This window comes from Paenibacillus sp. JT22N12, assembly GCF_056269365.1.
This window is the reverse complement of sequence record NZ_JBWDNU010000002.1, coordinates 390,694-414,874: the sequence shown is the minus strand read 5'-3', so window position 1 is coordinate 414,874 and position 24,181 is coordinate 390,694. Positions and strand designations below refer to the sequence as shown.

At 50.3% G+C, this 24,181-nt stretch carries 22 protein-coding genes; 7 read left to right on the top strand and 15 right to left on the bottom strand.

Going from position 1 to position 24,181, the window contains the following annotated elements; genetic code table 11:
- Positions 1 to 99: 99 nt before the first annotated feature.
- The 5 genes from AC0YOA_RS07520 to AC0YOA_RS07500 form a co-directional block, all read right to left on the bottom strand.
- On the bottom strand, positions 100 to 1,488 hold the full coding sequence (locus AC0YOA_RS07520) for an LLM class flavin-dependent oxidoreductase (protein WP_475786074.1): 1,389 nt from the start codon (positions 1,486 to 1,488) through the stop codon (positions 100 to 102).
- Between the two features lie 33 nt (positions 1,489 to 1,521).
- On the bottom strand, positions 1,522 to 2,187 hold the full coding sequence (locus AC0YOA_RS07515; protein ID WP_475768873.1) for a methionine ABC transporter permease: 666 nt from the start codon (positions 2,185 to 2,187) through the stop codon (positions 1,522 to 1,524).
- Positions 2,180 to 2,950 (bottom strand): methionine ABC transporter ATP-binding protein, encoded by a 771-nt coding sequence (locus tag AC0YOA_RS07510; protein WP_210037996.1) that lies wholly within the window; start codon positions 2,948 to 2,950, stop codon positions 2,180 to 2,182. Before AC0YOA_RS07510 ends, AC0YOA_RS07515 begins: the two co-directional genes overlap by 8 nt.
- Before the next feature lie 32 nt (positions 2,951 to 2,982).
- On the bottom strand, positions 2,983 to 3,870 hold the full coding sequence (locus AC0YOA_RS07505; protein ID WP_475786073.1) for a MetQ/NlpA family ABC transporter substrate-binding protein: 888 nt from the start codon (positions 3,868 to 3,870) through the stop codon (positions 2,983 to 2,985).
- Between the two features lie 93 nt (positions 3,871 to 3,963).
- Positions 3,964 to 5,271, bottom strand: coding sequence for a homocysteine synthase (locus AC0YOA_RS07500; protein ID WP_475786072.1), 1,308 nt, complete (start codon positions 5,269 to 5,271; stop codon positions 3,964 to 3,966).
- Between the two features lie 151 nt (positions 5,272 to 5,422).
- Here AC0YOA_RS07500 and AC0YOA_RS07495 point away from each other — a divergent pair, with 151 nt between their 5' ends.
- Complete coding sequence (locus AC0YOA_RS07495; protein ID WP_475786071.1) at positions 5,423 to 5,911, top strand: GAF domain-containing protein; 489 nt, start codon at positions 5,423 to 5,425, stop codon at positions 5,909 to 5,911.
- Here AC0YOA_RS07495 and AC0YOA_RS07490 read toward each other — a convergent pair.
- The 3 genes from AC0YOA_RS07490 to AC0YOA_RS07480 form a co-directional block, all read right to left on the bottom strand.
- Positions 5,881 to 7,269, bottom strand: coding sequence for an LLM class flavin-dependent oxidoreductase (locus tag AC0YOA_RS07490; RefSeq protein WP_475786070.1), 1,389 nt, complete (start codon positions 7,267 to 7,269; stop codon positions 5,881 to 5,883). The genes AC0YOA_RS07495 and AC0YOA_RS07490 overlap by 31 nt on opposite strands.
- A gap of 93 nt (positions 7,270 to 7,362) precedes the next feature.
- Positions 7,363 to 8,535 carry an FMNH2-dependent alkanesulfonate monooxygenase gene (gene ssuD / locus AC0YOA_RS07485; RefSeq protein WP_475786069.1) on the bottom strand — a complete coding sequence of 391 codons (1,173 nt, stop codon included), beginning with the start codon at positions 8,533 to 8,535 and terminating at the stop codon, positions 7,363 to 7,365.
- Between the two features lie 18 nt (positions 8,536 to 8,553).
- A complete protein-coding gene (locus tag AC0YOA_RS07480; RefSeq protein ID WP_475786068.1) occupies positions 8,554 to 10,026 on the bottom strand; it encodes a 4-hydroxyphenylacetate 3-hydroxylase family protein in 1,473 nt (490 codons plus the stop codon).
- Positions 10,027 to 10,411: 385 nt separating this feature from the next.
- Here AC0YOA_RS07480 and AC0YOA_RS07475 point away from each other — a divergent pair, with 385 nt between their 5' ends.
- Complete coding sequence (locus AC0YOA_RS07475) at positions 10,412 to 11,023, top strand: TetR/AcrR family transcriptional regulator (RefSeq protein WP_475768866.1); 612 nt, start codon at positions 10,412 to 10,414, stop codon at positions 11,021 to 11,023.
- Positions 11,024 to 11,085: 62 nt separating this feature from the next.
- Positions 11,086 to 11,586 (top strand): N-acetyltransferase family protein, encoded by a 501-nt coding sequence (locus AC0YOA_RS07470; protein ID WP_475786067.1) that lies wholly within the window; start codon positions 11,086 to 11,088, stop codon positions 11,584 to 11,586.
- A 178-nt stretch (positions 11,587 to 11,764) separates the two neighbouring features.
- Here AC0YOA_RS07470 and AC0YOA_RS07465 read toward each other — a convergent pair whose 3' ends face one another.
- The gene (locus AC0YOA_RS07465) at positions 11,765 to 13,405 is read right to left on the bottom strand and encodes a response regulator transcription factor (RefSeq protein ID WP_475786066.1); all 1,641 of its coding nucleotides are present in this window, start codon (positions 13,403 to 13,405) and stop codon (positions 11,765 to 11,767) included.
- The gene (locus AC0YOA_RS07460; RefSeq protein ID WP_475786065.1) at positions 13,380 to 15,140 is read right to left on the bottom strand and encodes a sensor histidine kinase; all 1,761 of its coding nucleotides are present in this window, start codon (positions 15,138 to 15,140) and stop codon (positions 13,380 to 13,382) included. The genes AC0YOA_RS07465 and AC0YOA_RS07460 overlap by 26 nt, the downstream gene beginning before the upstream one ends.
- Positions 15,141 to 15,364: 224 nt before the next feature.
- Here AC0YOA_RS07460 and AC0YOA_RS07455 point away from each other — a divergent pair, with 224 nt between their 5' ends.
- The 4 genes from AC0YOA_RS07455 (at position 15,365) to AC0YOA_RS07440 (ending at position 19,669) form a co-directional block, all read left to right on the top strand.
- On the top strand, positions 15,365 to 16,789 hold the full coding sequence (locus tag AC0YOA_RS07455; protein WP_475786629.1) for an ABC transporter substrate-binding protein: 1,425 nt from the start codon (positions 15,365 to 15,367) through the stop codon (positions 16,787 to 16,789).
- 96 nt (positions 16,790 to 16,885) lie between these two features.
- Complete coding sequence (locus AC0YOA_RS07450) at positions 16,886 to 17,812, top strand: carbohydrate ABC transporter permease (protein ID WP_475786064.1); 927 nt, start codon at positions 16,886 to 16,888, stop codon at positions 17,810 to 17,812.
- 12 nt (positions 17,813 to 17,824) lie between these two features.
- Positions 17,825 to 18,667 (top strand): carbohydrate ABC transporter permease, encoded by an 843-nt coding sequence (locus tag AC0YOA_RS07445; protein ID WP_475786063.1) that lies wholly within the window; start codon positions 17,825 to 17,827, stop codon positions 18,665 to 18,667.
- A 60-nt stretch (positions 18,668 to 18,727) separates the two neighbouring features.
- The gene (locus tag AC0YOA_RS07440; RefSeq protein ID WP_475786062.1) at positions 18,728 to 19,669 is read left to right on the top strand and encodes a dihydrodipicolinate synthase family protein; all 942 of its coding nucleotides are present in this window, start codon (positions 18,728 to 18,730) and stop codon (positions 19,667 to 19,669) included.
- A gap of 176 nt (positions 19,670 to 19,845) precedes the next feature.
- Here AC0YOA_RS07440 and AC0YOA_RS07435 read toward each other — a convergent pair whose 3' ends face one another.
- The 5 genes from AC0YOA_RS07435 to AC0YOA_RS07415 are packed head-to-tail and all read right to left on the bottom strand — an operon-like array spanning position 19,846 to position 24,041.
- On the bottom strand, positions 19,846 to 21,033 hold the full coding sequence (locus AC0YOA_RS07435) for a DegT/DnrJ/EryC1/StrS family aminotransferase (protein WP_475786061.1): 1,188 nt from the start codon (positions 21,031 to 21,033) through the stop codon (positions 19,846 to 19,848).
- A complete protein-coding gene (locus AC0YOA_RS07430; protein ID WP_475786060.1) occupies positions 21,026 to 21,739 on the bottom strand; it encodes an HAD family hydrolase in 714 nt (237 codons plus the stop codon). Before AC0YOA_RS07430 ends, AC0YOA_RS07435 begins: the two co-directional genes overlap by 8 nt.
- Positions 21,729 to 22,721: an ATP-grasp domain-containing protein gene (locus tag AC0YOA_RS07425; protein ID WP_475786059.1), complete on the bottom strand. Its 993-nt coding sequence runs from the start codon at positions 22,719 to 22,721 to the stop codon at positions 21,729 to 21,731. The genes AC0YOA_RS07430 and AC0YOA_RS07425 overlap by 11 nt, the downstream gene beginning before the upstream one ends.
- Positions 22,711 to 23,316: a sugar transferase gene (locus AC0YOA_RS07420; RefSeq protein ID WP_475786058.1), complete on the bottom strand. Its 606-nt coding sequence runs from the start codon at positions 23,314 to 23,316 to the stop codon at positions 22,711 to 22,713. The genes AC0YOA_RS07425 and AC0YOA_RS07420 overlap by 11 nt, the downstream gene beginning before the upstream one ends.
- A complete protein-coding gene (locus tag AC0YOA_RS07415) occupies positions 23,313 to 24,041 on the bottom strand; it encodes a glycosyltransferase family 32 protein (RefSeq protein WP_475786057.1) in 729 nt (242 codons plus the stop codon). Before AC0YOA_RS07415 ends, AC0YOA_RS07420 begins: the two co-directional genes overlap by 4 nt.
- Positions 24,042 to 24,181 lie beyond the last annotated feature (140 nt).

The following is a 24,181-nucleotide window of genomic DNA, read 5'->3' as shown; positions in this document are numbered from 1 at the left end:
CGCATGCTCCGGATGACGACATAAAACGACAAATAAGAAGAAACGGCTGCCGCCGTGCGGCAGAGTTCGTTTCTTCCCTTAGGCTGTGAATAGCATTCGTCAGCGTACTATCGAATTTTGAAACTCCTGCCGGCGGATCGATGCCGAGGGATGGCCTTCCGGGGTCAGGTTAAAGCCCTTCCCGAACAGCCGCTCGCGGAAGGTTCCCTCTTCATACTCCGTCCGGTATAACCCTCTTTCCTGGAGCTCGGGAATAACCAGCTCGATAAAATCGCGGAAGGAACCCGGCGAGAGAAACTGTGTAAGGTTAAAGCCGTCGATTCCCGTTTCCTCGACCCAGTACTGGATTTTATCCGCTACCTGCTCCGGTGTTCCCGCGATAAAGAACGGCGATTGTCCGCCCAGCGTCTTGAAGGTTTCGATGATCTGGCCTACCGTTTTGCGATTGTGCCTGGTGAACCGCGATGCCGCCGTCTGACCGTGATCGGTCTCCACATACTCCAGATAATCATCAGGTCCGTAACGTGACAAATCATAGCCGCTGGAGCCGCCATAATGGGCGAGGACGCCCTCGACGCTGCGAAGCCTGCCGAATTCCTCCACCTTGCGGTTCACCTCTTCTTCTGTCCGGCCGACAATCACCGACAAGCCCGTAAACATCTTGATGTGCCCGGGCTGGCGTCCATATGCCTGCGCCTCCGCGCGGATATCCGCGATATACTGCTTCAATGCCGCAAGCGTCGGCGCCCCCAGAAATACGCATTCCGCGTGCTTGGCCGCGAACGCCCTGCCCTTGGCCGAGCTGCCCGCCTGATAGACAACCGGCGTTCTCTGCAGGGAAGTCTCGCATAGATGGGGTCCGGGGAGCTTGAAGTACCGACCTTCATGATTGATCTTATGCACCTTGGCAGGATCGGTATACGTGCCGGTTTCCACATCGCGGACAACCGCATCGTCTTCCCAGCTGCTCTCCCACAGCTTATAGCAAACCTCCAGATACTCATCGGCGATTTCATAGCGCTCGTCATGCGGAATCATCCTGTCCAGGCCGTAATTGAGCGCCGCGCCGTGCAGGTAGGAGGTCACCACATTCCAGCCCACCCTCCCCTTTGTCAAATGATCGAGCGTGCTCATGCGCCGCGCATGGCCATAGGGATGCTCATAGGATGTGGAGAAGGTCACCGCAAAGCCCAGATGCTTGGTAACCAGGGCCATTGGCGGCACAATGAGGAGGGGATCGTTGCACGGAACCTGAACCGCTTCCCGCAGCGAGGTTTCCATCCCTCCTTTGTACGTATCGTAAACGCCGACCACATCGGCCAGAAACAAAGCGTCGAATTTCCCCCGCTCCAGCAGCTGCGCAAGCTCCGTCCAGTACGAGAGCTCCGTATAGCGGTGACGGTTATTGTCCGGATGCACCCACATGCCGTGGGAGAGATGCCCCACGCAGTTCATTTCGAAAGCATTCAAGTGTATTTTCTTCGGCATGGCTCGCCCGCCTTTCTCTTTCGTATTGATAGCTTAAAGTCTTTTATCCAGCCTGCGGACGATGAAATTGCCTGTAAACTGAAAAGCCTGAACGAAAATAACCATCAAGATGACGGTGAAGAACATGACATCCGTCTGGTAGCGGTAATAGCCGTAACGGATGGCAAAATCCCCGATGCCCCCGCCCCCGACCAGTCCCGCTACCGTTGAATAGGAGAGGAAGCTGACCGTAATAATCGTAATGTTATTGGCGATGCCTGAACGGGCCTCCGTGTACAGCACCTTCCAGATAATTTGAAAACGGTTCGCTCCCATCGACTCGGCCGCTTCCACAACGCCGCGGTTTACTTCCAACAGCGTCTGCTCCACGAAACGGGCAAAATAAGGCACGGCATTAATGACCATCGGTACAGTCGCCGCTGTCGTTCCAAGCGCCGTCCCTACCAGCAGACGGGTGATCGGAATGATCGCGATCATCAGAATCAGAAACGGGAAGGACCGTACGAGATTGACCAGGCCATTGAGAATAAAATAAAACTTCGGCGCTTTGACAAAAGAGCCCGGGCGCGTCAAATACAGCAGCGTGCCGAGCGGCGTGCCAAGCAGCACAGCCAGCGGTATCGTAATAACGAGCATATAGAAGGTTTCGCCCAGAGCCTCTATAATCTCCGGGCCGGCGTAGATGATATTGTCAAACATAGGCCACCTCTCTTTTATCCAGCACGATCTCATTCTTGAACAGGAATTGGGCGATATTGGATTTCGGCTCGAACTTGGCATCGTTCATCTCGAACTTCTCCACAACGACGCCCTGCTCCATTACGGCAACCTTATTGCAGATGGACTTGATGACATTCATCTCATGGGTAACGATCACGATCGTAATTCCGAGGCGTTCATTGATCTCCTTCAGGAAAGCCAGGATGCTTCCCGTTGTCGAGGGGTCCACGGAGGAAGTCGGCTCATCGCACAGCAGTACCTTCGGGCCGTTGGCGAGTGCGCGGGCAATCGCCACGCGCTGCTTCTGCCCGCCGCTCAGCTTGGCGGGATAGGCTTTGGTTTTGTCCTCCAGTCCCACGATCCGCAAGCATTCCTCAATCCGCTGTTTCCGTTCATTTTTGGGCATCTTTGCAATTTCCAGAGGAAAAGAGACATTCTCGAAAACAGTCCGGTTATTGAGCAGATTGAAATGCTGGAAAATCATTCCGATCGACATGCGCGCCTTGCGCAGCTCGCTTTCGCTTAACGCCAGCATATCCTGTCCGTCCACGATGATTTTGCCGCTGTCAGGCCGTTCCAACAAATTAATCGTCCGCAGAAGCGTCGATTTGCCGGCGCCGCTGAACCCGATGATGCCGTATATATCGCCTTCGTCTATCTGCAGAGAAGCCGAGGAGACCGCCGTCAGCGGCTCTCCGTCGGGAATCCTGAATACTTTGTTCACATCCTGAATCGTTATCACAACGCATCGCTCCTGTCGTTTGTAAGCAGCGCTTACTTATGATTTAAATCATCTATGAATTCAATGGCATCCCCGTACTTGCTCTTATAGAAATCCTTAATCGGCTGGCTTTCATAGGCGGCTTGCAGTACCTTCATTTTTTCCGAGCCTACCAGATCTTTGCGGATAGCGACGATACTCTTGTACGGCAGACCGTCCCCCTTCTCCAGGGCAAGCGCATCCGTCCTCGGCTTCAGGCCGATTTGAACAGCGGTTCCGGCAAACAGGAAGCCCACATCAACATCTTCCAGCGTACGCTGCAGCATCAGCTGATCCACTTCCTTGAACTTGTAATTATGCGGGTTGTCCGTAATATCTCTCAAGGTGGCATGGGTTACCGTTACGCCGTCCTTCAGCTTCAGGCGTCCAAGATCGCGGAGCATGAACAAGGCGCGTCCGTTATTGGCCGGGTCAACGGGAATTCCGAAGGTGGCTCCGTCCGGAACATCCTCAATCTTTTTGTATTTCTTGGAGTATAACCCCGATGGCGAGAAGATCGTGTAGAAGCCGCGGACGATATCTTTCAAACCCTGATCCTCGACAAACTGGTCAAAATAAGCCTCATGCTGAAATGAGTTCGAATCCGCCTCGCCGTCATTGACGATTTTGTTTGGCTGAATGATGTCGTTTACGATCACCACATCCAGGGTGTAGCCCTGCTTGGCAACCTCGTCTTTCAGGATTTTGGCGATATCGCCGTTAAACCCGCTGTCGCTCATAATATGCTTGATGACCTTATCCTCTTTCTTGACTTCTTCCGTTCCGCCGCCAGCGGCTGCCGTAGAGACATCGCCTGATTTCGCTGTATTGGATGTCTGCTCTGTACCGCAAGCGGTCAGCAGGAAAATAATAATGAATAATAGCCCCAACGATTTTTTCATAGCTTTACGTTTCGCTCCCTCAATAGTTGATTTATCAGATGGATTTGCTTGGTATTAAATCATGGCTTATCTGCACGGCCATGCCGCCGCTTGTTATTGGCCCTGCTCACTCCGCTTGCTGGCTGCAATTGCCTGCTCCAGATCGAATATAATATCGTCAATCCCTTCCGTGCCGATCGAAAGCCGGATGAGTCCTGGCGTAACGCCTGCGGCCGCTTGCTCCTGCCCGTTCAACTGCTGATGAGTTGTGCTTGCGGGATGAATGATCAACGACTTGGAATCTCCGACATTCGCCAGATGCGAGAACAGCTGAACGGAATGGATCAATCTCTTCCCGGCTTCTATGCCGCCCTTGATGCCAAAGGTCAGAATCGCGCCCTGGCCCTTGGGCAAATACTTCTGCGCCAGCCCGTAAGAAGGATGGCTCGCAAGCCCGGGATAGCTTACCCACTCGATATCCTCATGCTTGTCGAGATATTGGGCCACCTGCAGAGCGTTCGAGCTGTGCCGCTCCATGCGCAGATGCAGGGTTTCCAGTCCCTGTAACAGCAAAAAGGAATTAAAGGGCGACAAGGCGCCTCCGAGATCCCTTAACAGCTGGACTCTGGCCTTGATGATATAAGCAAGCGGACCGACCGCTTCGGTATATACGACTCCGTTATAGCTGGGGTCCGGCTCCGTTATTCCCGGGAATTTGCCGCTTGCTGTCCAGTCGAATTTGCCTCCGTCCACAATGACGCCGCCAATGGAGGTCCCGTGGCCGCCAATGAACTTGGTAGCCGAGTGCACCACAATATCGGCGCCATGCTCGATCGGGCGCAGCAGATAAGGGCTTGGGAATGTGTTGTCCACAATAAGCGGAATCCCGTTCTCATGGGCGATGGCCGCCACCGCTTCGATATCCGGAACATCCCCTTTTGGATTGCCGATCGTCTCGGCATACAGAGCTTTGGTTTTATCCGTAATGGCCTTGCGGAAATTTTCCGGATCGCCCGGGTCCACGAATGTAACGTTGATGCCCAATTTCCTCAGCGTGTTGGCCAACAGATTGTAGGTGCCTCCATACAAGCTGGCTGCCGAAACAATCTCATCGCCCGCACCGGCAATATTCAAGATGGAGTAGGTAATCGCCACCTGTCCCGAGGCAACGCCCAATGCCCCGACCCCGCCTTCCAGCGCCGCCACCCGCTGCTCGAATACGTCTGTAGTCGGATTCATAACGCGCGTGTAGATGTTGCCGAATTCCTTCAGCGCGAACAGATTAGCCGCATGCTCGGTATCGCGGAAGCCGTAAGATGTGGTCTGATAGATCGGCACAGCCCGCGAGAGCGTAGTCGGATCGATCTGCTGTCCCGCGTGCACCGCTAACGTTTCCAGTGATAATTGTCTCTCATCTGCCATTTGAACAACCTCTTTTCTATGGATTCTGATTTTAAATTTCGTCTGCCGCCGGCTCCCCGGCTGCCTTGTTGACATCGCAGCGGGATTCCAATAGGATGAACATGAATTATGAATCATTCCAATCCATCGCATATTCAGGAGGTAAGTTCCCATGTTTCAAACCCGGAATTACGAGGGCAGCCCGGAGGACCGGTATACGCTGCTGATACAGCAATTAGACAGCCTGATTGAAGACGAGCCGGATTTTATCGCCAATCTTGCCAATGCTTCCGCTCTTCTCGGGCAATTCCTCGAAACCATCAACTGGGTAGGCTTCTACCTGCTGAAGGACGGGAATACGCTAGTTCTCGGCCCGTTTCAAGGCTTGCCTGCCTGCACCCGCATTGCCTATGGCAAAGGGGTCTGCGGAACCTCCGTCGCCGAGAGACGCACGATGCGCGTGGACGATGTCCATCTGTTTCCCGGCCATATCGCCTGCGATGCCGCTTCCCGGTCAGAGCTGGTCATTCCCCTGTTCCGTCAGGATACCCTGATCGGCGTGCTTGATATCGACAGCCCCATTGAGGCACGCTTCAGCGAGACCGACCAGCAGTATCTGGAACAGTTCTGTCAGCGCCTGACTGCCTCTCCCGCCAGGTGACGGTAGGAAGCAGCCGGATGAGCAGCGGGGATATGGGACGTATCATGGCCAAACAGCTTCTGGCGGTATGTCCCTTCCTCGTACTCCTCCTTCACCAGCCCGCGGTTCTGGAGCTCCGGCACCACCAGTTCAATAAAGTCCTTGACTGTCCCAGGCGTAACCACCTGAGCAAAGTTCAAGCCGTCTATGCCCGCTTCTTCAACCCACCGCTCAATTTCATCGGCAATTTCGACCGGCGTGCCGACCTGCATCCAGCCTCCCCCGAATTTCCCGATCGATTCCTTCACTTCTCCAACCGTCCGCTGCTTCGTAAACTGGGTATACTGCGCCGCCCTCGTTTGATTGCCTTCCGTAGACGTATACTCGAAGATTTGCTTGTCATCCAGCTTCGACAGGTCATATCCGCTGGACCCGCAGTATTGGGCCAATGCCGCCTCGCTGCTGCGGTACTGTTCAAAATCAAGAAACTTATCCCTGGCCTCCGCCGCAGTTTCCGCGACAATCGCCGAGAATCCCTTGAACATCAGAATCTCCTCGGGATTCCGCCCGAAGGCTTTCGCCTGCGAACGTATGTCATCCACATAAAAGCGGAGCGCCTCCGGCGTCTGTCCGCCAACAAACACGCATTCCGCATGCTTGGCTGCGAACGCCCTGCCTCTGCCTGAGCTCCCCGCCTGATAAAGGACCGGCGTACGCTGCGGAGAAGGCTCGCATAAATGCGGACCGGCTACCTGAAAATGCTTGCCCTTATGAGCAATTTCATGCACTTTGGCCGGATCGGCATAGATATCGCCCGCCGTATCGAATACGACAGCGTCATCCTCCCAGCTTCCCTCCCACAGCTTGTAGCAGACCTCCAGGAATTCCTCGGCAATTTCATACCGGTCGTCATGCTTGATCATCTCGTCGAGGCCGAAATTTCTTGCCGCATTCGGCAAATACGAGGTCACAATATTCCAGGCCACGCGCCCACTGGTGAGATGGTCCAAGGTGGACAACCGGCGGGACAGGGCAAAAGGATGCTCGTAAGAGGTTGTGACCGTAACCGCGAATCCCAGATGCTTGGTCGCATGGGCCATGACCGGAACAATGAGCGACGGATCGTTGGCCGGAACCTGGACCGCATTTTGTATGGAAATATCGCGTGTATCTTTGTATACATCATATACACCGATAACATCAGCCAGGAATAACGCATCGAATTTCCCTTTCTCCAGAAGCTGCGCCAGATCGGTCCAGTAACCCAGATCGTTATACCGTCTGCGCTCATTGTCGGGATGCTTCCACAAGCCGTGGGAGTTGTGCCCCACACAGTTCATATCAAATAAATTCAACCGCAGCTGTTTCTTTTTTGCCACCCTCATCACTTCCCTTCTATAAAATAAAAAAGGAGACGCTTAACAGCTCTTTGTCCCAAGCTGAAGGTCTCCGGTGTTCCGGTAGATGCCGTATTATGATTTCAGGCTGCTTACAGGTGATTTGCCCGCAGGCCTGGTTGTTCCCGGAAGCTCGTTATTGGCAATCATTTCTCCGAAAGGACTGATGAAGGACGGATCCCCGGCGTTCCCGGAGGAGCCCAGATTCAGTTTGGGGAACAGAAGCTCCGCGGTCCGGTAGGCTTCTTCCAAATGGGGGTAGCCGGAGAGAATAAACGTCTCGATCCCCAAATCCGTGTATTCTTTCATTCTGGCGGCGATGCTGTCCGGGCTACCGACCAGCGCCGTGCCCGCTCCTCCGCGCACGAGGCCGATGCCCGCCCACAGGTTTGGACTAATCTCGAGCTTCGACCGGTCGCCATGATGCAGCTCCGACATCCTCTTCTGGCCTTCGGAGTCCATTCTGGCGAAAATTTGCTGAGCCGCCGCGATCGTATCCTCGTCCAGATGGGCGATCAACTCGTCCGCCGCCTGCCAGGCTTCTTCTTCCGTGGGGCGGACAATGATATGCAGCCGGATACCGAAGCGGAGCGTTCTTCCTTTGGCCTCGGCCAGCTTGCGCATGCGGTTAATCTTCTGCTCCACCTGCGCCGGCGGCTCTCCCCAGGTCAGATACACGTCGACATGCTCAGCCGCGACATCGGCGCCGGCATCCGAGGAGCCTCCGAAGTAAAGCGGAGGGTACGGCTTTTGAACAGGCGGGTAGAGCACTTTTCCACCCTTCACCTGCAGATGGTCGCCTTCATAATCCACTTCTTCGCCTTCCAGCTCCTTGCGCCAGATATGCAGGAAATCATCCGTCACTTCATAGCGCTCATCGTGATTCATAAACACCCCGTCACCGGCCAGTTCAACAGGGTCGCCGCCTGTCACCACATTGATCAGCAGTCTTCCTCTGGAGAAACGGTCCAGCGTAGCCGTCATACGGGCCGCAAGAGTCGGAGACATTAGGCCGGGACGGACGGCTACCAGAAATTTCAGCCTTTCCGTGACCGGAACCAGGGTCGAAGCCACGATCCAGGCATCCTCGCAGGACTTGCCGGTCGGCAGCAGAACTCCGCTGTAGCCCAATTCGTCAACAGCCTGCGCAATTTGCTTGCAATACGCGTAGCTGACGGCCCTTGCCCCTTCCTTTGTCCCCAGATACCGTCCGTCTCCGTGAGTCGGAATAAACCAGAATACTTCCATCTCTCATGCATCCTCTCTTTATATATAGGTGTAGTTCCTCTTGGTTCCGTGCTTGCCCGCTTCTTTCAGAAGATTCCATACGGGTTCCGTGAAGCTGTCTTTATCGGACTTCACATACTGGCTGGCATAAGCCCGGACCGGGTCACCGGCGTAAAAGCGTTCATAGAGCTCATGCCTTGCGCCCAGCGGACTGCCGATCAGGTCCCAGGCGAGCTTGAACAGATGAATCTTCTTCTCCGCGCTGATTGAAGCTCCTTCGAAGTACAGATGCATCAGCTTGGAAATCGGCCCGTAGAAATCCTCCATGCCCGACGGCGTCTGGACGAATCCCCCGCCTCCCACCTGCTGCAGAATTTCAATGGCCCGCGGATAAAATTTCGTGCCGATATTCCGGGCCGTATCAATATAGGAAATCTCCGGCACCAGAACTCCCGACTCATCGTGCCTCGCCTTCGTCTCGCTGGCGATCACCAGCGCCTTCATCGTGTCCACCTGGGTCATCAGCTCGCCCAGCTTCTCCTGGATGTGCAAATATCCGTTGACCCCTATCGCTTCGGCAATGGCAAAAGCAACACCTGTGACGAACTCCAGCTTCGATACATAGCGGACCACAGTCTGATGAAAGGCGAGCGAGTTGGCCGTCTTGTTGGCTCTCAGCTTCAGGACCGCCTCCGAATTCCCGTACAGCAGCACTCTCTCCCACGGGATAAACACGTCATCGAAGAACAGCACCGCATCCATTTCCTCATACCGGGAGCTCAATATGTGATTTTGCTCCCTGCTGTCCGCGAAGGATTCCCGGCATACAATATGCAGTCCCTCGGAATTGGCCGGAACGATAAGAATATGGGCATGCTCACGGTTCGTTTGGTCAAATTGCAGGAAGGAAAATATGATGAAGTCATGCGTATACGGAGCTCCGGTGGCAATCATCTTGGCACCACGGACCGTAATGCCCTCCTTCGTCTCCTTGACGACATGCAGGAACCGTTCGGCAATACGGCTGTCGTCCAGGCTGACAGACCGGTCAATCTGCGGGTCAAGAATAGCCGTTGTCAGAAACAGGTCCCGGTCGCGGGCGTCCGTATAATAAGCGGTGATCTTCGCTTCGAAGTCGGGATCAAGCTGGCTTAACTGCTTCCTGGCCGCATACCAGCCTGTAATCATGGAACGGCCGTAGTCGGACAAGCGGCTCATCATGCCGTGGGTTTCATCAGCCCAATAGCTGAAAGCCCGGCTCCGGCGGCTAAGATCCTCGGCGGTATAGGGCACCAGGAACGAGCTGTGCGCATAGGCTTCCCGTCCCGGGGGAGCAAAACCTACGTTATCGCGGAGCGCCGGATCGTCAAGCTGGTTAAATAAACGTTTTATCGTGCCGAGCGTACCTTGAAATGCGGCATGTTCGGACAAATCCTTGACTTTGGCCCCGTCCAGCCATACATTCCGTCCATCAGCCAAACTAGAAATAAAACGGTCTCCCCTTGTCGGCATATCGGGTCTCCTTCATTTTGTTATTAATCATACATTCCCCATTGCTAAAGTTGGTTTAATATGTTTTATTATACTTATCCCGCAGTAATGCACAACCGACATTATCCTCTCAACTGTCCGTTAAACAGCAATTAACTTGGCCTTTGTTGGTTTTATCCGGTTTATTCAACATTTGAATAAAAATTGTCCTTGTGGGCAGCGAATGGTTAAAAGCGCAGGCATAAAGGTACAACTTACCGATTTTCATTCTACGCTGTCCGCGTCACACGGGCTCTGCGCCACTTTCAACAAAACAACATTATTTCACATTATGTTGGTTAACCTACATATTCGAGTTATATGTCACCAGTCTTTTTGATCCCGATCCCAGGCTTGGAGGTGTCTTATGATGCAGGATTCCCGTCATCCGGACCGTCGGATCCATAAAACGCGCACTACGATCGTTGACGCGTTTGTTTCTTTAATTTTTGAAAAAGGCTTTTCCGCCATCTCGGTCAAGGATATTACCACCTGCGCCGATGTGAACAGGTCTACCTTTTATGCCCATTATCAGGATAAATTCGACCTGCGGGAGAAGCTGACCCAGGAGAAGCTGGGGGAATTGTCCCGGCTTATTCATCCCGAGCATGCCGGTGCCCTTGCGTACAACGGCAATTTTGACGAGCCTGACCCCTTCTTCATTGAACTCTTCACGCATCTGACGGAGAACAAACGATTTTATCAGGCCATGCTGACCCGGCTTGAACCGGAAATTTTCACCATTAAATTATATGAGGTGATTCGGGAGAGCTTTTACGCTAGAATTGCTAATAGGAAGATGGAGCAGAAGCTGTCTGTTCCGCTGGATATTTTACTGAATTATTCGAGCTCGTCCGTCATGGGGGTAATCCTGAACTGGGTTAATGATCCGACCATGTATACGCCCCAATATATGGCGCTGCAGCTCACGCGGCTGACGATGCTGGGCATATACAGAACGATGGGGCTGTTCGAGTAATCGGAAATACGGCAATCTTCATCGCAATATGGAAATTAAACTACTTATCGGAGGATGCAGCTATGCAAAATAATTACAGCATCGTGGATGCCAAGCTTGAGGATTTGCCGAAAATCGTGGATATCTACAACTCTACCATTGCCAGCCGCACCGTAACCGCGGACCTGGAGCCGGTAACGGTTGCAAGCAGGCTGAAGTGGTTTGAGGAGCATTCCGCCGATTTCAGGCCCTTATGGGTGGTCAGGCATGGGGATGAAATCGTCGCATGGCTGAGCTATCAGTCGTTCTACGGCCGGCCGGCCTACAACGCTACGGCGGAGATCAGCATCTATATTGCCGAGTCCTTCAGGTCGAAGGGACTGGGAAGCCTGCTGATCGGGAAAGCCATCGAGGAGAGCCCAAGGCTCCATATAAATACGCTGGTCGGTTTTGTGTTCGGCCACAACGAGGGCAGCCTCGCGCTGCTGAAGAAATACCACTTCGAGGAGTGGGGTCATTTGCCCCGGATCGCCAACCTGGACGGGGTCGAGAGGGATTTGATTATTTTGGGAAGACGGTTGTAAAGAAAAGGTGAGGGAACGGATGCCGCTGCTGTCATTCGTTCTTCTGATATCTTCTTACTAGAGTTGTCTTCCACGCACGACCAGCAACACCAGGAGAAGCTCCTGGTGTTTTTTCAATTTAAGCCAAAGGGCTGCGAGTGCATAATAGTTCAGCGACTCCACTAAATGTAAAATTTTGTCACAAAATCTGAGAGGTACTTCTGCTTCTATATTGCTGTGGAGTCTCTCCGGTATACTTTTTAAAAGAATAACTAAAATATTGTGAATTCTCATAACCTAGTTGCTCTGCAATTTCAAGCACCTTCATTTTTGTACCTGTCAGCATTTTTTTTGCTGAACTCATCTTTTTCTCAATAATGTACTCATTTATCGTACTCCCCGTTTCCCGCTTAAATACAGCACAGATATAGCTGGGTGACATATATATTTCATTTGCTATATCAGCGAGCGAGATATTATCCATATAACTCTGATTCACATAATTTTTAATACGCTCAATCAAAGCAGAGTGTCTATTAGTATACTTGGTGCCGTAATATTCAGCGATACATAACAGCACTCCGCTGGAATGAGTCTGTATTTCTCTAATGGTCTCTACGCTAATAACGGATTGCATGGAAGCTGTGTAGCTGGAAATCACCTCCGTTACCTCTCCTTCGGTTTCGCAAAATTCGCGGTACGTATCAATGATCAATTCCAGAAAAAGTCCGCGTATATAGTGCTTGGACAACTGCTTGGCTTGAGTCAGCCGTACACAGTATTCCTCCAGCAGATGGTGGACCACATTCCTGTTCCCCAGCTTGATTTCAGTTAATAATGCCTTTTTCAGACTATTGAGCTCGGTATTTCCTTTCATCTCGCTAATTTTATCCATGGAGCTCGTGCTGACAATATCGTTGATATGGATAATAGAGTTATTGCCTGTATAGAACTTATAGCTTATGGCGCTGCATGCACAGCTGTAAGAGAGATTGGCGGACTTTAGACTTACGCAATGGCCAACTCCCATGGAAAGCGTAATTCCATCAAAATCATGCAGAAGCTGTTCAATGCTCTCGAAGATCTGGGTCATTTTGTCTTCTTTGCAATACTCCCCGCAGAAGATAATAACAAACTCGTTATCCCTTGTTGTAAAACAGATCCCCGCTTGATAATTGTTCAATATTTGTTCAATTAAATTTTTGATTGAGAAATTATAAAATTGTATCCGATCGATCCCTTTGCTTTTTACCCGGCTTTCATAATCGTCAATTTCTGCCACTACCACGATAATATCTTGATTGGCCTTCAGCGGCAGCTTAAAATAATCCAGTCTTTCTTGAAGTTCACCGTTATTGAGTGCCCCCTCGGAGACAAGATGATTCAGAAATTTATCCCGCACTGTAGAGATATTTTCTGCCAGCTGCTGCTCGAGCCGTTTAACCACTTGCTCACGCTGGAACTCCATTTCGATTGCATCTCTTACCTTTTTAAGAACAGCGATAACCTCTTTTAGTTGAATCGGCTTAAGAATATACCCGGCGGCCTGCACATTCAGGGCGATCCTGGCATAATTAAAATCCTGTACGCCGCTGATCAAAACAGTTTTCGTTTGGATATGATTCTCCATTAGCTGAATAGCAACCTCTAGTCCGTTATAAAAAGGCATTTTAATGTCAGTCACCAGAATATCCGGTTTTAGATCCATACATAGATCAAGAGCCTCTTTGCCATTCTCTGCAAGGCCAATAACCTCCATGCCAAGCTCATTCCAAGGAATGTTCCCGCACAAAATTTCCTTGACCAGGTAATCATCATCGGCTAAGACTACTGTTAACATTATTCTCCCCCATGTAGTTCGCAGGAATTGTAATTTGCGCCAAAATACCATCGGACTGATTACGGATATAGTGAAGTCCAAAGTTATCACCGAATGTGCTTTGAAGCCGTCGATGAACGTTCATAATTGCAAAAGACTTTTCTTGATAATCGCTTGATATCAGCAATTGATTCAGATCATTCACATCTGCGCCGGTACCATTGTCTATGATTGACAAAACGATTTTATCCACTTCCTGCTTTGCTGATATCCGTATTTCCAGTTCTCCTTCTTTTTGGGCAAAGCCATGAATAATTGAATTTTCTACAAGGGGTTGAATGACCAGCTTTACAATTCTTGTTTTTCGCAGTTCACGGGATATATCGATGGAATACCGCAATCTTGGCCCAAAACGTATGGATTGAATTTCCAGATAACTATGGGTATGAGTGATCTCGTCATCAAGAGAAATCATGTTTCGGCCTTTGCTGAGCGAGTACCGGTAAAAATTGGAAAGTGAATTAATCATCTCGCTAATCTCAGGCGTATTATGCTTAATCGCGGACAAGTTAATGGAATCTAACGTGTTGTATAGAAAGTGCGGATTAATTTGGGCTTGTAAAGTCCGAAGCTGCGCGTCCTTGGCAAGCAGTTCCGCTTTTTGTTTATTTAAATCGCTTATATAAAGCCTATCAATTAAATCCTTAATTTGACGGATCATCCGTTTGTACTGCTGTATTAAATATCCGAACTCGTCTTTCTTATTATATCTGATGTCGATATCAAAGTTATTTTCTCTGACGGTGCGCATAGAAGCAACAAGCTTCGTAATAGGTCTGGAGATGTTGCGCGAAAGTAAAAAAGCAGCCAGCAGAGCCGCAGACATGCAGCTCATAAGAACAAAACTAACGATTCGAGTCAACCGGTTCTGATCCGAATTGATCTCATTCAAGTGGGTCATATTCACGATTTTCCATTCGATTTTATCCAGCTTTTCAGACGAAATAATAACCGGTTCACCATCCAGGTCTACTTGCTGGAATTTACCGGCACTTGTATGAAGAGATTGGATTAGCTCCTCTTCCTGGCCCGTCATGGAATCGCTGCTCATGATCACCTGATTGTCTTGATCCAGAATACAAATGCGGCTCCCTTGTGAAGGCTTGAAAGTAGAGAGCATGCTGTTAATACCTGACTTCTCCAATTCAACCGTGAGCAGAGCTTCATAGTCATATTTATCCGCACTCCTCAAACTATACAGACGTTTTGCGATAATAACCGGTCCATTGCCGGACTGGACTTCTATATTCATATTTTTGCTGCCCATCGTCCGGTACCATGGCGCATTCTCAATCGCAGAAATTTCCTGAACCTTATTGGAAATGTCATATTTCTTATACTCGGGCCTGTTGATTAAATAAATTGTCGGTACGATGGATGAATTGGGAGATGCGTAGTAGTTGGATAAATAATAGCTGTCGAGCGCCCGATCAAGCTTAATAATTTGCGTAACGTTGTCAACCATATTATTCGTAGGACTCTCGCTTAAAACCTCCTGAACCATGGGGTTCAATGAAATCAAGGTTGTTAATTCATCAATAAATTCAAGCCTCTCCTGTACAATCAGGCGGGCTGAGTTCAAATTCTTCTCAACTAGCTCATTCATCTTCTTATTAATAATTTTAGTAGACCCCATGTAAACGACAACAGTAATAATGACAGATGGAATCAGTATGGAAGCGAGAAAATAAATCACCAGTCTGCTTCGAATATTCATACGATTTGTATAAGGCTCCTTTCTTAAGGATTTCCAGCACTTCAGTATATCAACGAAAAATAACCGATTACAAGACCATTCGCCAACTGCGTAATATATCGTACTTTTTTGCTCATTTTTTTGTATTTTCGCGTGAAATATAAATTGCTATCATAAGTTGTAAGCGCTTCTAAATTAGAAAGGGAGGAATAATTTTGAAAAGCATGCATGCCAAAGCACATATCCGGATCGGCCCGGCTTGTCTTATTTTTGCGCTATTGATGGGGATCTTGTCTGGCTGTACGGGTAATTCTGACAGTAACACCGCGGCAAAGGAATCGGCTGACGATTCGAATGGATCTGATAACACCACAATGGAAACTGTACGCGTATGGACGAATGATGGTTCATATAAACCGATAATGGATCCAATTATTGAAGAGTATAACAAAGGCGAAGGTTTAAAGGATGGAATTCACATCGAATACAAAGTATTTGGCAGTGACTACAATGATGTATTAAAAATTGCACTAGCGGCAGGTCAGGCTCCGGAACTCTATAAATTTGTAGGTACGGTCAAGGAACCGTTCATTAGCTCCGGCTGGATGCTTCCCATTGATGAACTGCCCGGCGGACCTGAATTTCTTAGCACCTACAAGGACATTCTGATCAATGGTTATACGACCTTTGGCGGAAAATCCTACAGCGTTCCTTACAAGGTATTGTCTACAAAATTTATGTATAACAAGGATTTGCTCAAAAAATCGGGATTTGATACTCCTCCGGCGACATGGGACGATGTTGCAGCTTACGCCAAGAAAATTACAAATGACAACAAAGGAAATGCTTATGGCTATGGCGTTCATTTAAAAGATTCAGCATCTTCAGGAAAATGGTATTTCGCCGCACAGTTTGCCAGTTCTGTCGGTCATATGGGTTACGATTTCACTAAAGGCAAATTTGCCTTTTCAGATTTCACGCAGAATATCCAAAAAATACTCCAAATGAAGGCAGATGGCAGCATCTTCCCCGGCGGAGAAGGCATGGACAATGATGCGCTCATGGCGCAGTTCGCTGCCGGCAGAATCGCAATGCTTCCCGGGGTAAACTGGGATGTTTCCACCCTCGATAAGTTTTGGAAAGAGATTGGGAGCCGCTTTGATCTTGGCGTGATCGATACCCCCGTCATGGATCCAGCCAATAAATATAAGAACTATGCACAAATTGCTGACGCTCTATGCATAGGACCCAGCGCGAAGGAAATGCCGGAAAAAGCTATGAAAGTGTATGCGCTTTTCCATAGTAATAAAGTGCTGGAAGACATTCAAAACAATGAAGTCGATTTCATTGCAAGACAGGATATCCAAGCGAAAGCGCCTGCCAGCTTTAAAAAAGCCGGAACTGCCGAATTCGGAAATACTTCCAATTCCTACCTGGCACTAACGCCGCCAGATGGTGGGATTACCGTAGAAGGACAGCCATATCAAAATACAATAGTCAATTTGATTGCGGGACCTGCCAATGCTGACGTCGCTGCAGCTCTTGGCGATCTGGATAAACGTTATAACAGCGCATTGGATAAAGCCGTTAGTGGCGGTATGGATATGAGCCTGTATGTGAACAAAAACTGGGATACGCGATCTAAATAACATGGGAGTTTTAGGCATGGAGATCATGACCCATACCTAAAACGTCTCCATAGTAAGGAGGCAAACGCCATTCGTATTTTAAAACAACATGCACTTGTGAAACAAAAAACCGCCACAGTTAAACAATCATACCGACAAGATACAGTGCAATCCTATCTCATGCTTGCTCCGATGCTCATTGGATTTGCCTTGTTCACCATTTACCCCATGGTATGGCTGATCAGGTGGTCATGGTTTAATTATGATGGCATTTCACCTCCCAGCTTTGTTGGAATCGACAACTATGTCCGGGCCTTTACACGGGATAGTCTTTACTGGGATTCATTGGTAAACACATTTATTATTGTTGCAGCCAAATTTGTTCTGGAGATTCCTCTTGCACTTTTTTTAGCGGTCGTCCTGAACAGCGGGAAAAAAATAAACTCCTTATTCCGAACCCTTTTTTTCTCTCCAACCATTGTAAGTACGGCGATCGTAGGCATTGTATTCTTCTTGATGTTTGAACCGTTCCTGGGCTCGGTCAATCAATTGCTCAAAGCTTCTCATATCATCGAAACAAACATTAATTGGTTCGGGAACAAGTGGCTGGCCGATAGTGTCATTGTCATCGCCAGTGTATGGAAAGGATTTGGGATGAACATGATCTTTTTCATTATGGGGCTGCAAAATATAAATCAGGAAATATACGAATGCGCTGATATAGACGGCGTTAGCAAATGGACGAGATTCACAAAGATAACTCTCCCTTTACTGGCTCCGACAGGGAAAGTCATTATGATGCTCTTCATTGTGAACAGCATTAAGATGTCCGACTTGGTTCTGGTGTTGACAAATGGTCAGCCCGGCGGTTCAACCGAGGTCGTGATGTCCTACACGTTTAAATATTTCTTCTCCTACGGGGCTGCAGATGCTATTAGCCAATATGGATATTCTTCCGCCCTCGCTGTTATAACAGCTATTATTTTAACCATTGTAGTAAGTTTGTATATGAGACTGACTCGAAATGTTGGCGCTTATTACTAAGGGGCGATACGAATGAAAAATAAAAAATTGCTGGAAGCCATTCCGTTATACATCGTTCTCACGGTTATCGCCGCGTTTGTTATTTTCCCGATATTTTATGTGGTGATCAGCTCTTTAAAAAACACAGCAAGTATACTGACTTCTACTTCATTTTTCCCGCAGCAGGCTACATTTAAAAATTACGTACGGGCATGGAACCTGTCAAATTTTAAAGTTTATACATGGAACAGCATTTACATGTGCACGGTCATTGTAATTGGAACCATCATCACTTCAATAACTTCCGGCTACGTATTTTCTCGAGGCAGATTTAAAGGCAGAAAACCGCTTCTGGCTCTGATTACCTTCTCCATGTTCATATCTGCCGGCAGCTTGTATCTGTATCCCCAGCTTAATATGGCAAAAGCCCTTCACTTAAACCAATCGTTATGGGGCGTTATCATCATCTATATCTTTGGTATCAATGTCACAAATTTATATTTGGCCAAAGGCTTTATCGATGGGATTCCTAAAGAAATTGATGAAGCGGCCAGAGTTGACGGCTGCAGCTTTTTCCGAATCTTCTACAACATCATCTTCCCGCTTACGAAGCCTTTGATTGCAACCGTTGGCCTGCTTGCCTTCATGAATTCATGGAACGATTATCTGCTTCCGATGGTCTTTACCTTAGGAAATCCGGATAAGCAGCCCCTCGTCGTAGGCATCGTCTCTATGAAAAGCTCAGGCGAATCCGTTACTTCATGGGATCTGATGATGGCAGGTACCGTTATGGCAGTCATTCCGATGCTTGTTGTGTTCATTACCTTGAACAAATATTTTGTCGCTGGCCTTACTAGTGGTGCAGTTAAAGGATAACCCAAATTGTTATGTGAAAACATTACAATAATCATTCACTTAAGATGGGAGAGAGTTAAAATGCAAGAAAAACTTATTACAGGCGTACTTCCGGCACTCGTCACACCTATGGACAAAGAGGGCAATATTAAGACTGAATTGGCCCAGCCTTTGGTAGACATGTACTGCAAGCAGCAAGCAGCTGGATTGTATATGCTGGGTTGGACTGGCGAAGGCGCGCATCTAAGCGTGGACAAGAGAAAGCAATGGGCGGAAGCTGTATTAGCTGCTGCCAAAGGAAAATTACCGATTTTTGTACATGTGGGTTACAATCAGAATCTCCAGGATTCTGTTGAACTGGCTGCACATGCATCTGAGCATGGCGCGTATGCAGTAGCCTCCGTCGGCATTTCCGAGCAGGCTTCATTACAAGAAAATGTCGAATACTTCAAGCGCATTTCTGCTGCCGCACCGAACATCCCATTCTATATTTATTGGGTGTCCATGGGCAGAACATTAACCGGGGGGCAAGCAGTTGATCCTGCGGCGCTGCTCGAAGCCATGAAAGAGGTTCCTACCTTCCGCGGCATAAAATTCACCGACAATAACTTTTACATTTTGGAAAGATTCAAGAAAATACGTCCTGACCTGAATATTCTAACAGGTGCAGATGAATTAGCGATCTGCTCGCAGCTTATGGGCGCGGACGGAAATATCGGAGCTTTGCAGGCGGTAACCTGCTATCACCATAAAGTCATGATGGAAAAAATGAATAATGGCAAGTATGATGAGGCACGGGAACTTCAGCGGCGAGCGAACGACGTAACAGAGGCTTATTCTCACGCTGAGATCGGAAACCTTCCTGGGATCAAGCTGATTCTGGAGCAAATCTTTGAAATTCCGGTAGGGTACTGTTCTCCAGACGGCCCTTTTGCCGGTATCTCGCATACATCAGGTACAGCGTCAGAACTTATTGAAGTTTTTAAAAGAAATATATTAGTCAGAGAAAGTCAATTGAGCTAAGAGTAAGATAATACCAACCAGCTGGGACTGGTACATGATAGAGACCAGCATACAACAAGGGCACCGGCATCGGTGCCCTTGTTGTATGCTGGTGAGGTAAGCGACGGCTCGGCTCAGTTATGACTGAGCCGGGCGGCAGGTGTTTACTTTATGGTGCTTATCATCTTTCCATAGCCTTAAGAGAGCGCAATGCGGCTGCGTCCCGCCCGCTTCGCCGCCTGCTCGAATGCCGCCGTTATGCAGCTGATAACGCGCTGCTGCTCATCCTCCTGCATCCCCGACCCCGATGGCAAACAGAGCCCCGCCGCGAACAGCCGTTCAGACACGTTCATTCCCTCATGCGAATAATAACGCTCGCCTGCAAACAGCGGCTGCAGATGCAGCGGCTTCCATACCGGACGAGCCTCGATATTCTCCTCGGCCAAAACGTGAAGCACCTCCGAAGCCGTCAGCCCCGCTTCCTGTTCATCGATCGTCAATGCCGTGAGCCAGCGGTTGGATCTGGTCCCCGCAAGCTCCGGCATAAAGGCAATGCCCGGCAGAGCGGCCAGCTGACTGCTGTACCTGTCGAAGATGGCCCTTCGCGACTCGACACGCTCCTCCAGTACCTGCAGCTGTGCCCGGCCCACCCCTGCCAGCAGATTGCTCAGCCGGTAATTATAGCCCATTTGGCTGTGTTCATAATGCGCGGCCTGGTCTCTCGCCTGAGTCGCGAGGAACCGGGCCTGTTCCAATGCTCCCGCATCCTCCGCTACCAGCATGCCGCCGCCTGATGTGGTAATGATTTTATTGCCGTTGAAGGAATAAACACCGAATTCGCCGAGCGTTCCGCTTGCCCTTCCCTTATAGGTGGAGCCCAGCGACTCTGCGGCATCCTCGATGACCGGGACCCCGTAACGGGCACAAAGTGCCGTTATCTCGTCCATTTTGGCGCATTGTCCGTACAGATGGACAACAATGACCGCTTTAGGCAGCGCCCCTTCCCGGTCCGCCTCCGCAAGCGCCGCCTCCAGAGCCTGTGGCGACATATTCCAGGTCGCAGGCTCCGAATCGATAAATACCGGCTCCGCGCCCATATACAAGATCGGATTGGCGCTCGCGACAAACGTCAGCGTGGAACAGAACACGCGGTCTCCCCTGTCGACCTGAAGCAGCCGCAGGGCCAGATGGATCGCAGCCGTTCCGGAGCTGACCGCCGCACATCCGCCTGCTCCCACATGAATCGCCATCTCCTGCTCGAAAGCATCGACATTGGGACCCACAGGAGCGATCCAGTTGTCGGCAAAAGCCTGACCGATATAATGCTGCTCCCTGCCGCTCATATGCGGCGCCGATAAATAGATCCGTTTATGCTTGTTATCCATAAACTGCTTTCACTTCCTTCTTGAACAAATACGCAAGTGCCGGCAAACCGGCAAGCTCCTTCAGGTCGCCGATTTGATAGTGAGCCTGATGCGAGGGCTCCGCCTGAACAGCCGCGTATATCCCCTGCTCCCTGCTGATCTGCACGGTGGTCCATCCCAGCCGTTTGGCCGTTACAAAATCCTTGGCTGCATTATCCCCGATATATAGACATTGAAAGTGCGGAATTCCGGTCTGTCTGCTGAGCGTTTCATACGGGAGCGGACTTGGCTTCCAATGATCCCTGCCCAGCGCGTCCGTCAATACAATCACATGGAAAGCCTCCGCCAGATTAAGCGCCAGAACCTTTTGCTGCTGGGCAACGAGGTACCCGTCGGAGATGATCCCCAGCTTCACGTCCTTGTCCAGGTTCGCCAGCACCCACCCGGCATCCTCGAGCAGAGCGATATCCGGCCGGTGGGAACGGTAAAACTCTACCAGCTCCGAGATCAGCCGCTCGTCATAGCTGATATCAAGCTGCTCCAGAGTCCGGTTGAATATAAGCGTTTTGACCCCCGAATGCAGCAGCGAGGCCGCCGTTTCATAGAAACCGCCGGCTCCATGGCGGTCCTTGACCCATTGATCCACTGCCTTGAAGCCGCTCAAGGCATAAGTCTTCTCCAGGTACAACGTATCGTCCAGATCGAACACGACGGCTTTAATGCCCATAAGCAAACTCCTTCGTGAAGAAAGCATCGTCATAACGGAGCATGGTCAGATCATCATCCCAGCTGTCATCAGGCTCCCCCGTAAACTGCTCGCCTCTTCCAAGCATGATGGTCCACAGCGGAAAGTCCGCGCCCGCTTCAATGGCTAGCGGGATTCCGCCTCCAAAACGGGGATTGATCTCGATAAACGTAATCTCGCCGTTCTCCTGCTTAAAGCACTGCAGCGTAATGCAGCCCACTGCTCCGGGAAGCACGCTTACCGCATGCCGGACAGCGCGGATGACCGCAGCATCTCTTCGTGTAACCCCTTTGCTGACTTCACCCGCCCTCGTCTCCATCCGCAGCCGGGGCACAATGGCCTTGATCGTCCCCTGAAAATCCAGCATCACATCGACCGTATATTCTTCGCCGGTCACATATTCCTGGATCATCGCTTCCGGAATATAATCCTTGAAGAAGTCCAGCTCGCGTCTGCTGTGAATTTTCGTTACGCCTTGGCTGGAGCTGCCTCGCCTGGGCTTGATAAGCAGCGGAAATGCCAACGGTTCAACCTGCACTTCCGCTTCGCTGTATACCCTTGGGGTGCGGATGCCATGCTCCGTGAAGAAGGCAAAGGTCTTCATTTTATCCGAGGCGAGCTCATTAAGCTCGACGCTTGAGACCAGCAGACGGACATGCTGCTGCTCAAACAACGCCCGGTTTTCCGCCAGCAGAACCAGTTCGGTATCAATCAGCGGAATGAGCAGATCAATGCGTTCCTCCTTGCATATCTCAAGCAATGTCTCCACATACCGCGGGTCGGCGACTCTGGGAACGAGAACATGCTTGTCCCCGGCAAAGGCCGCCGGTGCGGTTGGTTTATTGTCGGCCGTCACGACCTTGCCCTGAATCCCGTGGCTTGCATAAGCTTCCTTGAACTTGCGGATCAGCGACACTCTTCGTCCCGAGCTTGTAAATAAAATATTCATTTCCCTAGCGTTCAAGTCCCTTCACACTCCCTTTAAATACCGGCATCGTGGCATGATTGCCATTCTGGATACCTTCGGACCGGAATACTTTCCTGACCGACAGCAGCAGGATCCCGACATCCAGCCTCAGGCTGCGGTGCTGCACATACCACAGATCAAGCGCGAACTTCTCTTCCCAGGAAATCGCATTGCGTCCGTTAATCTGGGCCCAGCCGGTGATGCCCGGCTTGACCTCGTGGCGCCGCGCCTGCTCTTCCGTATACAGGGGCAGATAATCCATCAGCAGCGGCCTGGGACCTACGAGGCTCAGATCGCCTCTGATCACATTCCACAGCTGCGGCAGCTCATCCAGACTGACCTTCCTGAGCCATTTCCCGAAGGGAGTCAACCGCACGGAGTCGGGCAGAAGCTGGCCGCTGCTGTCCCTGGCATCGGTCATCGTTCTGAATTTCATCATCTGAAACGGCTTCCCGTGCTGGCCGGGCCGGTGCTGTTTAAACAGCACCGGCGAACCCAGCCTGATCCGCACCAGAACCGCAACCACCGCCATGGCAGGCAGCAGGCAAACAAACAGGGGAACTGCCAGCAGAAGATCCATTACTCTTTTCACAGCATGTCCCTCATCTTTGCGATTAATTTGGGGCCGACAAGGCGGCTCGCCATTCTCTTGAGCGTGCTTCTCATCCGGACATGCGCCGGAAGCCAGGACTGTGCGAAGTGGTGAATCGTATAGCTGTCCGACGTGATGAAGCTTGCCCCGTTAATATAATCATAGGGACTGAAATAGGTTCGCGGATAAAAGGTTACGCCGTTTGCGAGCACCTGATACTCGCCGTTCAGCAGCAGCCCGTGCTTCTCGCAGGTGCGGCTGATCACCGCAGTATTGGTCGTCGTATCGCAGCTTCCGTCCTTGCGGATAAATCTTCTTTTGTCATAATCCAGCAGCAGCTCGCCGATCCAGGGATGCCCCTTGGCGGCTCCCATCGTCCCGGATTGAAGAAAATGCCCGTCCTCAAACCCGGAGAACGCCTCGTGATCGAGGAAGCGGTCGAGCGGCTTCACGACCTCAACATCGGTGTCCATATAAATTCCGCCATGATGGTAAAGAGCGTGAAGCCGCACATAATCGCTGACGAACGCATATTTGCGGGCCGCATAAGCCTCTTTTACGTACGGATTGGATTGAATATCGAATGAATCCTCGTTCCACTCTATGAACTGGTAGCCGTTCAGATGCTTTTGCCAGCTCCGCATGCATTTGATGAACAGCTGGGGCTTCGCTCCCCGGCCGAACCAGCAGTAGTGGATGATGCGCGGGATATGAGTTGATGACATTTTCCTTCCTCCTTCAGAGGTCCGGTGAAAAATCCAGGCTGCACATGCGGAAACGTCTTCCGATCGCTGTTGCCCTGAATTTTTTGATTTTGGATACCACTGGTGCAAAGCTATCCACGTTAAGGATTGTGGTAAGCTTT

Excerpts from the sequence above, each read along its gene's own strand:
- AC0YOA_RS07520 (WP_475786074.1), bottom strand. The coding sequence starts at position 1,488 with ATGCCGAAGAAAATACACTTGAATGCTTTCGAAATGAACTGCGTGGGG.
- AC0YOA_RS07515 (WP_475768873.1), bottom strand. The coding sequence starts at position 2,187 with ATGTTTGACAATATCATCTACGCCGGCCCGGAGATTATAGAGGCTCTG.
- AC0YOA_RS07505 (WP_475786073.1), bottom strand. The coding sequence starts at position 3,870 with ATGAAAAAATCGTTGGGGCTATTATTCATTATTATTTTCCTGCTGACC.
- AC0YOA_RS07500 (WP_475786072.1), bottom strand. The coding sequence starts at position 5,271 with ATGGCAGATGAGAGACAATTATCACTGGAAACGTTAGCGGTGCACGCG.
- AC0YOA_RS07495 (WP_475786071.1), top strand. The coding sequence starts at position 5,423 with ATGTTTCAAACCCGGAATTACGAGGGCAGCCCGGAGGACCGGTATACG.
- ssuD (WP_475786069.1), bottom strand. The coding sequence starts at position 8,535 with ATGGAAGTATTCTGGTTTATTCCGACTCACGGAGACGGACGGTATCTG.
- AC0YOA_RS07480 (WP_475786068.1), bottom strand. The coding sequence starts at position 10,026 with ATGCCGACAAGGGGAGACCGTTTTATTTCTAGTTTGGCTGATGGACGG.
- AC0YOA_RS07475 (WP_475768866.1), top strand. The coding sequence starts at position 10,412 with ATGATGCAGGATTCCCGTCATCCGGACCGTCGGATCCATAAAACGCGC.
- AC0YOA_RS07470 (WP_475786067.1), top strand. The coding sequence starts at position 11,086 with ATGCAAAATAATTACAGCATCGTGGATGCCAAGCTTGAGGATTTGCCG.
- AC0YOA_RS07465 (WP_475786066.1), bottom strand. The coding sequence starts at position 13,405 with ATGTTAACAGTAGTCTTAGCCGATGATGATTACCTGGTCAAGGAAATT.
- AC0YOA_RS07455 (WP_475786629.1), top strand. The coding sequence starts at position 15,365 with ATGCATGCCAAAGCACATATCCGGATCGGCCCGGCTTGTCTTATTTTT.
- AC0YOA_RS07445 (WP_475786063.1), top strand. The coding sequence starts at position 17,825 with ATGAAAAATAAAAAATTGCTGGAAGCCATTCCGTTATACATCGTTCTC.
- AC0YOA_RS07440 (WP_475786062.1), top strand. The coding sequence starts at position 18,728 with ATGCAAGAAAAACTTATTACAGGCGTACTTCCGGCACTCGTCACACCT.
- AC0YOA_RS07435 (WP_475786061.1), bottom strand. The coding sequence starts at position 21,033 with ATGGATAACAAGCATAAACGGATCTATTTATCGGCGCCGCATATGAGC.
- AC0YOA_RS07430 (WP_475786060.1), bottom strand. The coding sequence starts at position 21,739 with ATGGGCATTAAAGCCGTCGTGTTCGATCTGGACGATACGTTGTACCTG.
- AC0YOA_RS07415 (WP_475786057.1), bottom strand. The coding sequence starts at position 24,041 with ATGTCATCAACTCATATCCCGCGCATCATCCACTACTGCTGGTTCGGC.